The organism is Modestobacter altitudinis (assembly GCF_005930475.1).
Taxonomy (GTDB): domain Bacteria; phylum Actinomycetota; class Actinomycetes; order Mycobacteriales; family Geodermatophilaceae; genus Modestobacter; species Modestobacter altitudinis.
The window spans coordinates 16,280-29,642 of sequence record NZ_SJEW01000063.1; the positions used below are offsets into that span (position 1 = coordinate 16,280).

Consider the following 13,363-nt stretch of genomic DNA (forward strand, 5'->3'; position numbering starts at 1 on the left):
CAAAGGCGGAGGGGTCCGCGGTGTGGTCGGAGGGGACGAGGTGGCGGAGTTCGACGAACCCGGGGCGTGGAGCAGGTACAACGCGACGCAGGGGGACCGGCCGCCGCGCCCGCTCGCGCTGACCCTGCTGCAGCACGCGGGGGAGGGCGCGGGCCGGCTCGCCCTCGACCTGGGCTCCGGCGCCGGGGTGGAGTCGGCGCTGCTGCTGGAGCACGGCTGGCGGGTGCTCGCGGTCGACGGTGACCCGGCCGCCGCGGACCTGCTCCGGGCGCGGCTGTCCACGGAGCAGGCGCAGCGGCTGACGACCCGGACCACCGACTTCGCCGACCTCGACGCGCTGCCGGCGGTCGACGTGGTGCACGCGGCCTGGTCGCTGCCCTACGCCGGGGTGCACCTCGAGCGGCTGTGGGAGCTGCTGCTGTCCGCCCTCGTCCCGGGCGGCTGGCTGGCCTGCCAGCTGTTCGGCGTGCGGGCGACGGCGGACGCCGCGGACGTGGCCCGACTCAGCACCGCCGACGTCGACCGGTTCCTCGACCGGCTCGACGTCGTCCACCGTGAGGAGCAGGAGGCCGACGGGACGGCGTCCGGTCGGCCGACGCACTGGCACGTCCACTCGGTGGTCGGCCGCCGCCGGCCGGCCTAGGGCTGGTGCCGGGCGGTGCGGCGGGCGATCCGGGCGGCGAAGACACCGGCCGACCAGCCGTTGTCGATGTTGCTGACGACCACGCCGGGCGCAGCCCAGTTCAGCATGGTGAGCAGCGCGCTGAACCCGCCGAAGGAGCTGGCGCCCTGACCGGCCGACGTCGGGACGGCGACCACCGGCACCTCGGTCAGCCCGCTGACGACGCTGGCCAGCGCCGCGTCGAGGCCGGCGACGACGACCAGGCAGTCGACGTCGGTGAGCAGCGAGCGGTCGGTCAGCAGCGGGCGGATCCGGCTGCCGCCGACGTCGTCCACCCGGACGACCTCGGTGCCGGTGACCCGCGCGACGAAGGCGGCCTCGGCGGCGATCGGGGTGTCGCCGCTGCTCGCGCACAGCACGCCGACCCGGCCGACGGGCTCGGGCACCGGCCCGACGGCCGCGGACATCGCGGCGTGGTCCATGGTCGTGTAGGCGTCGTGCTCGCTGGCCAGGGCCACCAGGGTGTCCGCGCTGGCCCGGACGACGACCGCCGGGTGGTCGGGGTGCTCGCGGCGCGCCTCGCGGACCAGCGCCAGCACCTGCTCGGTGCTGCGGCCGGTGCCCCAGATGACGTCCGGGCCGGCCGCGAGGACGGGCTCGCGGGTGACCGGGGCAGCGGCGACCGGGGTGGGGGCGACCGGGGCAGCGGCGACCGGGACCACCGGCTCGATCCGCCGGCCGGCGGGGCGAGCGGCTGGGCCGCCGAAGAGCTCGTCGAGCGGGGTCCGCGGGCGGACCGGGGGCTCCTCGGCAGCCGGGGCAGCAGCGGGCGCCTCGGCCGGCTCGACGAGCAGGGGGGCGAAGCCGCCGGCCGCGTCGGCCGGGTCGGCTGCCCGGTCGTCGGTCAGGTCGTCCAGCGGGGAGGCGCTCATGCCCTCCATGATGACGGCCGGGGAGGGGGCGTCCGGGACGCTCGTCGGTGCCGGGGTCGCCGTGTCGAGCGGTGCGGCCTCCAGCGTCGCGACCTCGCGGGTCTGGGTGACACCGGACAGCCGGACCACCCGGTCCCGGCCGGCCCGCTTGGCGTCGTACAGGACCCCGTCGGCGGCGGCGAACAGGGTGCGCCGGTCGTCGCCGCGGGCGGCCTGGGCGATGCCGACGCTGATCCGGACCGGCACCTGGACACCGAGCGCGGACCAGTCGTGGGCGGCGATCGAGCGCCGGATCCGCTCCATCGCCCGCTCGGCCTGCTCGGCGGTCGTCTCCGGCAGCAGGATGACGAACTCGTCACCGGCCCAGCGGCACACCTCGTCGGTGTCCCGGCAGCCGTCGACCAGCAGCTGCCCGACGGCGCGCAGGACGGCGTCGCCGCCGGGGTGCCCGGCGGCGTCGTTGATCGCCTTGAACCGGTCGATGTCCACGACCGCGAGGGCGGGCACCGCGCCGGAGGACAGCAGCCCGTCCAGCCGCGCCTCGGCGTACCGGCGGTTGGGCAGGTGGGTGAGCGCGTCCTCGTAGGCCTGCCGGCGCAGCTGCCCGGCGGCCCGCTCGGTCTCCAGCAGGCTCTTGCGCCGGCCGAAGAGCTCGACCCACCGGGTCCGCCGCTCGTCGACCCGGTCCAGCTCGTCGGCCAGGTAGGCCTGCAGGTAGGGCAGCGCGCGGGCGGCGTCGTCGAGCTCGGCGTGCAGCGTGCACAGCTCGCGCAGCGCGGCCCGGCGCAGCCGGGGCAGGCCGTGCTCGGTGGCCAGGGCCAGCGCGGAGGCCAGGTGGTCGTCGGCGGCGCGGGGCTCGCCGGAGCGGCGCAGCGCCCGGCCGAGCCCGAGCTCGGCGGAGGACAGCAGCGCCCGGTCCGCGGACGCCGCAGCCGCGCCGACGACGCCGCGCAGCAGGGCCCGGGCGGCGGCGTGCTCGCCGCTGCCGACCAGCGCCCAGCCGCGGACCACCTGGGCGTCCAGCACCGCCGGGTCGCCCGCCGGGAGCTGGTCCAGCGCCCGTTCGGCCAGCGCCCGGGCCTGGTCGAAGTGCGGGGCGGCAGCGTCGACGCTGCCGTCGTCCAGCAGGCCCTCGCCGACCTCGGTGCACAGCGCGGCCAGCCGGGTGGCCGCCTCGGCGGCGAGCTGGGTCGCGGCCTGCTGCTCGTCGTCGCCGGCCCGGTCGGCGATCGACGCGGCGGCCTCGGCGGCACGGGACTGGTAGTCCAGGGCCAGCGGCATCAGCTCGAGGTCGGCGAGCACCCCGGCCAGCGCGCTGAGCGTGTGCACCAGCAGCGGGGTGACCGGCAGGGCGGGGTCCAGCAGGCTGGCCGACTCGACCGCCTCGTCCATCGCGGCGTCGACGCGGCGGGAGAGCAGCTCGATGCGGGCGTGCCGGACGAGCCCGGCGGCGCGCTGCAGGTCGTCGTCCTGGGCGTCGAACGCGGCCCGGGCGGAGCGGACCAGGGCGATCGCCAGCGCGGCGTGCGTCGCGGACTCCGAGCGGTTGTCCCGGTCCAGCGCGCCGGCCGGGACGACGCCGTCGCGGCCGCCGGCGTGCAGGTCCAGCGGGCCGTCCTGCTCCGGGCCGCCCTCGACCAGCGGCTCACCGAGCAGCGAGTAGCCGGCCAGCCGCAGCCGCCGGACGAGCAGCTCGGCGCGCAGGGTGTCGGCCCAGGCACGGGCCAGCGAGGTGAGCGGGGCGGCGCCGCGGTCGGCTCCCGGGGCGGGCGGCTGGTCGCCGTCGACCCGGGCGAGCAGCGCCTCGGCCGTGTCCAACTGCCAGTTCGCCAGCGCGGTGCTCACCTGCTGGTGCAGGGGTCCCGGTGGCACCAGGGCAGCCTGCCTGCTGGCCACGGCCGTGTCACGCACCGGCGTGCTGGCACGCCGACCGAGCCCGGCCGGCTCAGCTGCGCTCCGGGCCCGGCGCAGGCTCATGAGGCGACCTCGTTGTCCTCGAACGCCCAGCCCGGACGTCGGCGCGCGCCCCCGAGCACCTCGGCCACCAGCTCGTCGACGGACCCCGCGGGCCGCGTGGCGCCGCCGTCCGCCGGACCGGCGGGCGGCTGGCCACCGGCGGCCCGGACCCGGTTGCGGCCGCCGCGCTTGGCGGCGAACAGGTGCAGGTCGGCCGCGTCGAACAGCTCGCGCCAGCTCCGGGTCCCGGTCGAGGTGGCCAGGCCGATGCTGACCGTGACCGCCCGGCCGACGTCCAGCGCGGCCCAGTCGGCGTCGGCGACGGCGCTGCGCAGCCGCTCCGTGGCGACCACCGCCTGCGGCTCGGCCGTGTCGGGCAGCACCACGAGGAACTCGTCGCCGGCCCAGCGGAACACCTCGTCGCCGGTCCGGCAGTGCTGGCGGAGCAGCTCGGCGACCCGGCGCAGCACCGCGTCACCGTGCAGGTGCGAGTGCTCGTCGTTGACGGCCTTGAAGCCGTCGACGTCGACCACCGCCAGCGACACGGTCTCCCGGTCGGTCCGCAGCTCGCCCATCAGGCGCTCGGCGCTGCGCCGGTTGCCCAGGCCGGTCAGGGGGTCCTCGAGGGCGTGCCGGCGGAGCACGGCGGTCTGCCGCTCGGCCTCCCGGAGCCGGCTGCGCCGGACGAACATCTCCGCCCACAGCTCCCGGCCGTGCAGCTGGGCCCGGCTCGTCTCGGCCCGGTAGGCGTCCAGCCAGTGCATCGCCTCGATGGTGGCGCCGACCGCGGCGGTGGCCTGGCCCAGCTCGAGCAGGCACTGCCGGTACCGCCGCCGGTCGCCGGCCGCGGCGAACGCGCCGGAGGCGGTCACCAGCAGCTCGACGGCCTCCTCGCCGGACAGCCGGCCGAGGTCGGCGTCCCGGGCGCAGAGCCGGCCGAGCAGCCGGGACAGCGCGAGGTCGGTGTAGCCGACCAGCCACAGGGGGGCGTTCCCGGACTGCAGGTGCCGGCGCACCCTGCGCAGCGGGGCGAGGGCGTCGTCCAGCTCGCCGCGCAGCGCGAGCGCCCAGGCCTGGACGACGTCGAGCAGGTCGCTGTCGGGGTCCGTCGGCTCCCAGGGCAGCTCGCGGGCGCTGGTGGCGCAGCGGACCGCCACGTCGGCGAGCTCGCGGGAGCGGGCGGCGTCGCCGCGGCGGTGCACGGTCTGGGCGAGCTCGGCGTGCTGCTGGGCGCACAGCCGCAGCAGCTGCCACCGGTCGCCGAGGTCGGGCAGCGCGCCGGCGACCCGGACGCCGCGCAGCGCCTGGGCGACGGCGAGCTCCTCGAGGTCCAGCCGGGTCAGCGCCAGCGACAGCCAGTGGTGGGCCTGGTGCAGCGGCCGGCTGGGGTCCTCGGCGGACACCTGGTCGGCCAGCAGGCTCGCGTCCACGGCGAGGTGCACGGCGACGTCGAACCGGTCGGCGCTGACCTCGACGTGCGCCAGGTAGGCCAGCGTCAGGGCCCGCTCGGCCGACGGGGAGCAGTGCTCCAGGGCGGCCCGGGCGGTGGCGACCCCGGTGGCCGAGCCGGCGACGTCGCCGCCCAGCAGCGCGGCGCGGGCGGTGAAGGCCGCCGACCAGGCGTCCCAGCAGGGTTCACCGGAGCCGGCCAGCGCGTCGGCGACGTCGGCGAACTCGGCGGAGAAGACCCGGGCATCGGAGAGGTGGCTGGCGGACAGCAACCGCCAGCGGGCGTCCTCGAGCTGCTGGCCGTCGATGGTGCCGGGCCTCACGCGTCCCTCCACTCAGCTGTCAGGTCACGCATCCCGCACGTGTCCGGCCGGTGGCGAGGCAGCTCCCCCCGCCCCAGGAACCCGACGGGGGTCGGTCTCCGGGGCGGCCGCACTACCCTCACCGGATGCCCAGTGCAGGACACAGCGCAGCGCCGACGAGGTTCGCCTATCTGGGACCCGAGGGTACCTTCGCCGAGGCCGCGCTCGCCGACCTCACCCGGTCGGCCGGCCGCACCGACTGGGTGGCGCAGCCGCAGCCCAGCGTCGGTGCTGCGCTCGCCGCGGTGCGCAGCGGGCAGTGCCGGGCGGCGCTCGTGCCGCTGGAGAACTCCGTCGAGGGATCGGTGCCCGCGACGATGGACGGCCTGGTCGACGGCGAGCCGCTGGTCGTGACCCGGGAGGTGTTCCTGCCGGTGGGCTTCGTGCTCGCCGTCCGCCCAGGCACCACGCTGACCGACGTGCGCACCGTGGCCAGCCACCCGCACGCGCTGGCGCAGTGCCGGGCGCGGATCGCCGAGCTGCTGCCGGACGCCGACGTCGTCCCCACCGCCTCGACGGCGGACGCCGCCCGACGGGTCGCCGCCGGCGAGCACGACGCCGCCGTCTGCGCGGCCATCGCCGCCGAGCGCTACCAGCTGGACGCGCTGGTGACCGACCTGGCCGACCGCCCCGGCGCGGTCACCCGGTTCGTGCTGGTCGAGCAGCCGGGGGCGCTGCCCGGTCCCACCGGCGCGGACAAGACCACCGTCACCGCGGTCGTCGACGACCGCACCGGCGCGCTGCTGGACCTGCTCGCCGAGTTCGCCGTGCGCGGCATCAGCCTCACCCGGATCGAGTCGCGGCCCACCCGGGAGCGGCTCGGGGTCTACTCCTTCTCCATCGACTGCGAGGGTCACGTGGCCGACGCGCGGGTGGGGGACGCGCTCGCCGCGCTGCACCGGCTCTGCGCCGAGGTGCGCTTCCTGGGCTCCTACCCGCGGGCCGACAGCCGGCCCGGCAAGCCGGTGGACCCACGGGTCGGCGACGACGCGTTCGCCGGTGCGCAGGCATGGTTGAGCCGGGTGCGGGAGGGGCAGGCCGGGTGACGTCGCCGTCCTGGGTCCCGAGCTCATCACCATGGTCACCGAGTGTGCGCCATTGTCGACACAAAGCAACAGCTTGCGGAGGAACCGTTCGTCACATGAGACACATGCGCGACATCGGCGTGTCGCTGCACCAGACGGCCGCGCGGGCGTGCTACCGGACGTGACGACGCGGACACAGGAGGACACCGGCATGGCGCAGCACTGGGTGGCGACGGACTTCGGCGGACTGGACGTCTTCGAGCTGGTGGACGTCGAGGTCCCGCCGCCGGGGCCGGGTGAGGTGACGATCGCGGTCTCCGCGGCTGGGATGAACCCCGCGGACGCCAAGCGCGTCGCCCGCCCCGGCGACCGCAGCTCCCTGCCGATCCCGATCGGGTCCGAGGTGGCCGGCCGGCTGACCGCACTGGGACCGGACACCGAGATCGGCTCCGGCGGCGGGGAGGTGGGGGACGAGGTGCTCGCCTTCCGCATCTCCGGCGGGTACGCCACCGAGGTCACCGTCCCGGCGTCGGCCGTGTTCGCCCGGCCGGCGTCGCTGGCGCCGGAGGAGGCCGCGAACCTGCTGCTGGCCGGCTGCACGGCCGCGGAGATGCTCCACGTGACCGGCGTGGGCGAGGGCGACACGGTGCTGCTGCACGGTGCGTCCGGTGCGGTCGGCGTCAGCGTGCTGCAGCAGGCCCGGCTGCTGGGCGCGCGGGTGATCGGCACGGCCGGTGAGGACCGCGCCGACGTCGTCCGCCGGTTTGGCGGGGAGCCGGTGCGCTACGGCGAGGGGCTGGCCGACCGGGTGCGGGCGCTGGCCCCGCAGGGCGTCGACGCGGCGCTGGACGCCGTGGGCACCGACGAGGCCGTCGACGTGTCCCTGGAGCTGGTGGCCGACCGGGGGCGGATCGTCACGATCGCCGCGATGGGCCGGGCGGGGGACACCGGGATCCGGGCCATCGGCGGTGCGATGCCGGCGAGCGCGGCCTACCGCGACTCGGTGCGCGCCCGGTTGATCGAGCTCGCCGACCAGGGGCAGCTCATCGTCCCGATGGCCCGCACCTTCCCGCTGACCGAGGCGGTCGCCGCACTGGAGCTGCTGCAGGGCGGCCATCCCGGCGGCAAGCTGGCGTTGCTGCCCTGATCGTCTGCGCTGTGCACTCCAGCTCCTGGCGTCGCCGGCATGCGATCAGTGAACGGGTACGCGGCCTCCGAGCCGGGCGGGCGGCTGCGGCCGATCGAGTTCCAGCGGCGCGACCTCCGGGCCGAGGGCGTCGCCGTGCGGGTGACCCACGTCGGCGTCTGCCACTCCGACCTGCACGCCGTGGAGGGCCTGCCGGCCGGGGGCCCGCCGTTGGTGCCGGGCCACGAGTTCACCGGGGTGGTGACCGCGGTCGGGTCCGACGTGACCCGCCTCCGGATCGGGGACGCGGTCGCCGTGGGCAACATCGTCGACTCCTGCGGGGTGTGCGTGACCTGCGAGGACCAGCCGCCGGACGACGCGGACTGGCGGACGTCCTGAGCTACAGGTAGACGTCCTGAGCTACAGGTAGAGGCCGGTCGACTCCTCGATCCGCTCCGCGGCGACGGCGTGCACGTCGCGCTCGCGCAGGATGATCAGGTCCTCGCCGTGCACCTCGACCTCGTGCTGGTCCTCGGGGGAGAAGAGCACCTGGTCGCCGACCTTGACCTGCCGCACGTTGGCGCCGACGGCTCGTGCTTCGCCCCAGACCAGCCGCTTGGCCACCTGCGCCGTCGCCGGGATCAGGATGCCGCCGCTGGACCTGCGGTCGCCGTCCTCCTTGCGGAGCGAGACCAGCAGGCGGTCGTGCAGCATCTTGATCGGCAGGCCACCGGTCGCGGCGTCGTCCCCAGGCACGTCCGACAACGCTACCCGTGCCCCTGCCGCGCGCTTTCGCGCGCGAAACCGCGCGTACTCTCGCGCGCGAAAGCGTGCGTACTAGCCCCAGCCGAGGGCGTGGAGGCGCTCCTCCTCGATGCCGAAGTGGTGCGCGATCTCGTGGACGACGGTGATGGCGACCTCCTCGGCCACCTGGTCCTCGTCCTCGCAGATGTCGCAGATCGCCTCGCGGTAGATCATGATCCGGTCCGGCAGCGCGCCCGAGTGGTCCCAGCCGCGCTCGGTCAGCGCGTACCCCTCGTAGAGCCCGAGCAGGTCCGGCTCGTCGGGGTTCCGGTCCTCGACCAGGACGACGACGTTGTCCAGCAGGGCCATCAGCTCGGCCGGCACCTCGTCGAGGGCGTCGGCGACCAGTTCCTCGAACCGCTCGAGCGGCAGCGGCCTCACCAGCTCGTCGGCAGCGGGCGGCCCTCCTCGTAGCCGGCCGCGCTCTGCACCCCCAGCACCGCGCGCTCGTGCAGCTCGTCCACGGTGCGCGCCCCGGCGTAGGTGCAGGACGAGCGGACGCCGGCCACGATCCCGTCGATCAGGTCCTCCACGCCGGGGCGGGCGGGGTCCAGGTACATCCGGGAGGAGCTGATGCCCTCCTCGAACAACCCGGCCCGGGCACGCTCGAAGCCCGAGGCGCCGGACGTGCGGGCCTTGACCGCGCGGGCCGAGGCCATCCCGAAGCTCTCCTTGTAGCGGCGGCCGTTCCCGTCGTCGTACAGGTCGCCGGCGCTCTCGTAGGTGCCGGCGAACCAGGAGCCGACCATCACGTTCGCCGCGCCCGCGGCCAGCGCCAGCGCGACGTCGCGGGGGTGGCGCACCCCGCCGTCGGCCCAGACGTGCTTGCCCAGCTCGCGGGCGGCCGCGGCGCACTCCTCGACCGCGGAGAACTGCGGGCGCCCGACGCCGGTCATCATCCGGGTGGTGCACATGGCGCCGGGCCCGACGCCGACCTTGACGACGTCGGCGCCGGCCTCGACCAGGTCGCGGGTGCCCTCGGCGGTGACCACGTTGCCGGCGACGACCGGCGTGCTGCCGGCGACCGACCGGACGGCGCGCACCGCCTCCACGGCCTTCTCCTGGTGGCCGTGTGCGGTGTCGACGACGAGCACGTCGACACCGTGCGCGAGCAGCGCCTCGGTCTTGCCGGCGACGTCGCCGTTGATGCCGACGGCCGCGGAGGTCAGCAGCCGGCCGGAACCGTCCAGGGCCGGGGCGTAGATCGCCGAGCGCAGCGCGCCCGTGCGGGTGACCAGCCCGACGAGCCGGTCGCCGTCGACCACCGGGGCGGCCTTGACCCGCTCGTCGGAGAGCACGTCGAAGACCTTGGGCAGGTCGGTGCCGGCCGGGATGGTGAGCGGGTCGGTGGTCATGACCTGCGACAGCTGGGTGAACCGGTCGACGTCGGCGCAGGAGCCGTCGGTGACGATGCCGACCGGTCGCCCCTCCGCCACGACCACCACCACCCCGTGCGCGCGCTTGCCCATCAGGGACAGCGCCTCGGCCACGGTGGAGGTCGGACCGAGGGTGATCGGGGTGTCGTAGACCGGGTGCCGGGCCTTGAGCCAGGACACCACCTCGCCGACGACGTCGATCGGGATGTCCTGCGGCAGCACGGCCAGCCCGCCGCGCCGGGCCACCGTCTCGGCCATCCGCCGGCCGGAGATCGCCGTCATGTTGGCGACCACGATCGGGATCGTCGTCCCGACCCCGTCCGGCGTGGTCAGGTCCACCTCGAGCCGGGAACCGACCGTGGAGTGCGCCGGCACCATGAAGACGTCGGCGTAGGTCAGGTCGTGATCGGGCCGGCGGTCACCGAGGAAGCGCATGGCCCCATCGTCCCAGGTCTCCGTGGCGCCGTGACCCTGCCCGGGCACAGGACCTCTGCACCCGGTCCCAGCGGGAGAACCGGGTGCAGAGCTCCCTCCGCCTGGCGCGGCCGGGAGGTGCACAGGCCGCCACCTACCATCACGGTGTGATCGACCTGCGTCTCGTCCGTGAGAACCCCGAGCTCGTCCGCGCCAGTCAGCGTGCCCGGGGTGCCGACGAGTCCCTGGTCGACACTCTGCTGGCCGCCGACGCCGAGCGCCGGGCCGCGGTCAAGGCCGCCGACGACCTGCGCGGGGAGCAGAAGGCCGCCTCGCAGGCGGTGCGCGGCGCCTCGAAGGAGGAGCGCCCCGCCGTCCTGGAGAAGGCCAGGACGCTGGCCGCGGCGGTGAAGGAGGCCGAGGAGGCCGAGCGCACCGCCGACGCCGCGCTGCACGCCGTGCACCTGCGCATCCCCAACGTCGTCCACCCCGACGTGCCGCCGGGCGGCGAGGACGACGCGGTCACCCTGCGCACCGTCGGCGAGGTGCCGACCTACGACTTCGAGGTCAAGGACCACCTGCAGCTCGGTGAGGCGCTCGGCGCGATCGACATGGAGCGCGGCGCCAAGGTCTCCGGTGCGCGCTTCTACTTCCTCACCGGCCCGGGCGCGCTGCTGGAGTTCGCGCTCGCCCAGCTGGCGATCACCCGTGCCGTCGCCGCCGGGTTCATCCCCGTGGTGGCCCCGGCGCTGGTCAAGCCCGAGGCGATGGAGGGCACCGGCTTCCTCGGCGAGCACGACGAGGAGGTGTACCGGATCGAGCGGGACGACCTGTACCTCGTCGGGACGTCGGAGGTCGCGCTGGCCGGCATGCACGCGCGCGAGGTGCTCGACCTCTCCGCCGGCCCCCGCCGGTACGCCGGCTGGTCCTCCTGCTTCCGCCGCGAGGCCGGCTCCTACGGCAAGGACACCCGCGGCATCATCCGGGTGCACTGGTTCGACAAGGTGGAGATGTTCAGCTTCTGCGCGCCCGAGGAGGCCGAGGCCGAGCACCGCCGGCTGCTGCAGTGGGAGGAGGAGTTCCTCACCGCGCTCGAGCTGCCCTACCGGGTGGTCGACATCGCCGCCGGCGACCTGGGCACCAGCGCGGCCCGCAAGTTCGACATCGAGGCGTGGTTCCCCAGCCAGGGCACCTACCGCGAGCTGACCAGCACCTCGGACTGCACCACCTTCCAGGCCCGCCGCCTGCAGGTCCGCACCCGGGACGCGGACGGCAAGCCGCAGCCGGCGGCGACGCTCAACGGCACGCTGTGCGCGATCGCCCGCACCATCGCCTGCCTGCTCGAGGTGCACCAGCAGGCCGACGGCTCGGTGCACGTCCCGGCGGCCCTGCGGCCGTGGCTGGGCGGGCACGCCGTGCTCACCCCCGGCATGTCCCTCGCCGCCGTCGCCGGGCCGGCCGCGTGACCAGCAGCCAGCCGGTGCGGCCGGCCTTCGTCCCCGAGTCGGGTGCGCGGACGCTGGTGGAGCTGCCGGACCTCGCCGCCGAGCTGGGGGACTGGCGGCCGCGGCTGGTCGCCAGCGACCTGGACGGGACGCTGCTGACCTCCGAGGGCGAGGTGAGCCCGCGCACCCGGGCGGTGATCGACGCCTGCCGGGCCGCGGGCGTGCCGTTCGTCGGGGTCACCGGCCGCGGCCCCCGGCTGCTGGACAGCGTCCGTGCCGCGCTGGGCGGTACCGGGATCGCCGTCCTGGCGCAGGGTGGCTACGTGGTCGACCTGGACCAGATGCAGGTGCTGCGCACCGTCGGCATGTCCCGGGAGGACGCCACCGCCGTCATCGCCGCGATCGAGGAGGTCACCGGCGAGCTGATCGTCGCGGTGGAGGACGCCGCGGAGCAGGCCGAGGCGCTGCGCCCGCTGCGGGTGCAGCACGGCTTCGACTGGCCCTACCCGGAGCCCGCGCACCTGCTGCCCCGGCACGAGGTGCTGCCGGTCGGGTCGGTGCTCAAGGTCTTCCTGCGCTCCTCGCGGCTGGGGGAGGACGAGCTGCTCGCGCTGGCCCGCGGGGTCGTCGACCCGGCCGTCGCCGAGCTGACCCACGCCGGCCTCGGCTTCATCGAGGTGCTGCCGCCGGGGGTCACCAAGGCCACCGGGCTCGCCGTGGCGCTCGAGCACCACGGTGTCGCGCTCGGCGACATCCTGGTCTTCGGCGACATGCCCAACGACCTGCCGATGATCGAGGCGGTGACCGGGGCCGGCGGTCGGTCGGTCGCGATGGCGAACGCGCACCCCGCGGTGCTGGCCGCCGCCGTCGACCGGACCAGCGGCTCGGACGTCGACGGCGTGGCCCGCTACGTGGAGGCCGTGCTGGCACTGGGGGTGGAGCATGTCTGACTGGCGCCCCAAGATCATCGTCAGCGACCTCGACGGCACGCTGCTGCGCAGCGACGAGACGATCAGCGACGGGACCCTCGCGGAGCTGCGCCGCTGGGCGGACGCCGGTGTGCCGCTGGTGCTCGCCACCGGGCGGCCCCCACGCTGGATGCTCGGCGTGCGGGACCGGCTGGGCGGCGGCACGGCCATCTGCTGCAACGGCGCGGTGCTGCTGGACCTGGACGCGTTCACGGTGCTCGAGGAGCACCCGCTGACCCCCGACGTGCTGCGGACGATCACCGACGAGCTCCGCCGCCGCCAGCCCGACACCTGGTTCGCCGTCGAGTACGGCGACCAGTTCCGGCACGAGCCCGTCTACCAGCCGCGCTGGGACGTCGACGCCCCCGGTGTCGCGGAGGCGACGCTGCCGGAGATGGTGGCGCAGCCGGTGGCCAAGCTGCTGGCCCGGCACGAGCACCTGCCGCGGGACGAGTTCGTCGAGCTGGTGGCCGAGGTCGTCGGCGACACCGGCACGGTGACCAACTCCTCCTCCGACGCGCTCGCCGAGATCTCCGCGCGCGGGGTCACCAAGGCCACCGGGCTGGCCCGGCTGGCCGCGGCCCGCGGCCTGGGCCCCGGTGACGTCGTCTACTTCGGGGACATGCCCAACGACCTGGCCGCGTTCGACTGGGTCCGGAAGGGCGGCGGGCGCGCGGTGGCCATGGCGCACGCGCACCCCGACGTCCTCGCCGCGGCGACCGACGTCACCGACGCAAACGACGCCGACGGCGTCGCGGCCTTCCTGGCGACGCTCCCCGGCTGAGCCCGGACTGCCCGGTCCCGGTACGGGAGGGTGCTCGGGTCGAGAACGCCGGGGCCCTGCCGATGACGCACACATGGACGTCCCCGCCCCTGACCCCGAG

12 protein-coding genes are annotated in these 13,363 nt (G+C 75.8%); 7 read left to right on the forward strand and 5 right to left on the reverse strand.

Going from position 1 to position 13,363, the window contains the following annotated elements; genetic code table 11:
* Positions 1 to 40 precede the first annotated feature (40 nt).
* Positions 41 to 643, forward strand: a complete 603-nt coding sequence (locus FHL79_RS19320) for a class I SAM-dependent methyltransferase (RefSeq protein WP_171058251.1) — start codon at positions 41 to 43, stop codon at positions 641 to 643.
* Here FHL79_RS19320 and FHL79_RS19325 read toward each other — a convergent pair.
* Positions 640 to 3,426, reverse strand: coding sequence for a diguanylate cyclase domain-containing protein (locus tag FHL79_RS19325; RefSeq protein ID WP_246081006.1), 2,787 nt, complete (start codon positions 3,424 to 3,426; stop codon positions 640 to 642). The two genes, FHL79_RS19320 and FHL79_RS19325, sit on opposite strands and share 4 nt — an antisense overlap.
* A 101-nt stretch (positions 3,427 to 3,527) precedes the next feature.
* A complete protein-coding gene (locus tag FHL79_RS19330; RefSeq protein ID WP_138760206.1) occupies positions 3,528 to 5,282 on the reverse strand; it encodes a GGDEF domain-containing protein in 1,755 nt (584 codons plus the stop codon).
* A gap of 125 nt (positions 5,283 to 5,407) precedes the next feature.
* Between FHL79_RS19330 and pheA the strand changes: the two genes are divergently transcribed.
* From pheA to FHL79_RS26215, 3 genes are all read left to right on the forward strand, one after another.
* Positions 5,408 to 6,367 carry a prephenate dehydratase gene (gene pheA, locus FHL79_RS19335; protein WP_138760207.1) on the forward strand — a complete coding sequence of 320 codons (960 nt, stop codon included), beginning with the start codon at positions 5,408 to 5,410 and terminating at the stop codon, positions 6,365 to 6,367.
* A 190-nt stretch (positions 6,368 to 6,557) separates the two neighbouring features.
* On the forward strand, positions 6,558 to 7,493 hold the full coding sequence (locus tag FHL79_RS19340) for a quinone oxidoreductase family protein (protein WP_138760208.1): 936 nt from the start codon (positions 6,558 to 6,560) through the stop codon (positions 7,491 to 7,493).
* A gap of 39 nt (positions 7,494 to 7,532) precedes the next feature.
* The gene (locus FHL79_RS26215) at positions 7,533 to 7,871 is read left to right on the forward strand and encodes an alcohol dehydrogenase catalytic domain-containing protein (protein WP_281283883.1); all 339 of its coding nucleotides are present in this window, start codon (positions 7,533 to 7,535) and stop codon (positions 7,869 to 7,871) included.
* Between the two features lie 21 nt (positions 7,872 to 7,892).
* On the opposite strand, the gene FHL79_RS19350 is transcribed toward FHL79_RS26215, so the two are convergent.
* The 3 genes from FHL79_RS19350 to FHL79_RS19360 form a co-directional block, all read right to left on the reverse strand.
* Entirely contained in the window at positions 7,893 to 8,228 is a 336-nt protein-coding gene (locus FHL79_RS19350; protein WP_246081008.1) for a GroES family chaperonin, read from the reverse strand.
* Positions 8,229 to 8,309: 81 nt separating this feature from the next.
* Positions 8,310 to 8,657 (reverse strand): metallopeptidase family protein, encoded by a 348-nt coding sequence (locus tag FHL79_RS19355; protein ID WP_138760209.1) that lies wholly within the window; start codon positions 8,655 to 8,657, stop codon positions 8,310 to 8,312.
* Positions 8,654 to 10,087 (reverse strand): GuaB1 family IMP dehydrogenase-related protein, encoded by a 1,434-nt coding sequence (locus tag FHL79_RS19360; protein WP_138760210.1) that lies wholly within the window; start codon positions 10,085 to 10,087, stop codon positions 8,654 to 8,656. Before FHL79_RS19360 ends, FHL79_RS19355 begins: the two co-directional genes overlap by 4 nt.
* Positions 10,088 to 10,233: 146 nt before the next feature.
* On the opposite strand from FHL79_RS19360, the gene serS reads away from it, so the two are divergent.
* From serS to FHL79_RS19375, 3 genes are read left to right on the forward strand one after another with little or no spacing between them, the layout of a single operon-like run.
* Complete coding sequence (serS, locus tag FHL79_RS19365) at positions 10,234 to 11,532, forward strand: serine--tRNA ligase (protein ID WP_138760211.1); 1,299 nt, start codon at positions 10,234 to 10,236, stop codon at positions 11,530 to 11,532.
* Positions 11,529 to 12,461, forward strand: a complete 933-nt coding sequence (locus FHL79_RS19370) for an HAD family hydrolase (RefSeq protein ID WP_138760212.1) — start codon at positions 11,529 to 11,531, stop codon at positions 12,459 to 12,461. The genes serS and FHL79_RS19370 overlap by 4 nt, the downstream gene beginning before the upstream one ends.
* Positions 12,454 to 13,263 (forward strand): HAD family hydrolase, encoded by an 810-nt coding sequence (locus FHL79_RS19375; RefSeq protein WP_138760213.1) that lies wholly within the window; start codon positions 12,454 to 12,456, stop codon positions 13,261 to 13,263. The genes FHL79_RS19370 and FHL79_RS19375 overlap by 8 nt, the downstream gene beginning before the upstream one ends.
* Positions 13,264 to 13,363 lie beyond the last annotated feature (100 nt).

Bases quoted from the DNA above. Each gene is read 5' to 3' on its own strand.
- pheA (WP_138760207.1), top strand. From the start codon at position 5,408: ATGCCCAGTGCAGGACACAGCGCAGCGCCGACGAGGTTCGCCTATCTG.
- FHL79_RS19340 (WP_138760208.1), top strand. From the start codon at position 6,558: ATGGCGCAGCACTGGGTGGCGACGGACTTCGGCGGACTGGACGTCTTC.
- FHL79_RS26215 (WP_281283883.1), top strand. From the start codon at position 7,533: ATGCGATCAGTGAACGGGTACGCGGCCTCCGAGCCGGGCGGGCGGCTG.
- FHL79_RS19360 (WP_138760210.1), bottom strand. From the start codon at position 10,087: ATGCGCTTCCTCGGTGACCGCCGGCCCGATCACGACCTGACCTACGCC.
- FHL79_RS19375 (WP_138760213.1), top strand. From the start codon at position 12,454: ATGTCTGACTGGCGCCCCAAGATCATCGTCAGCGACCTCGACGGCACG.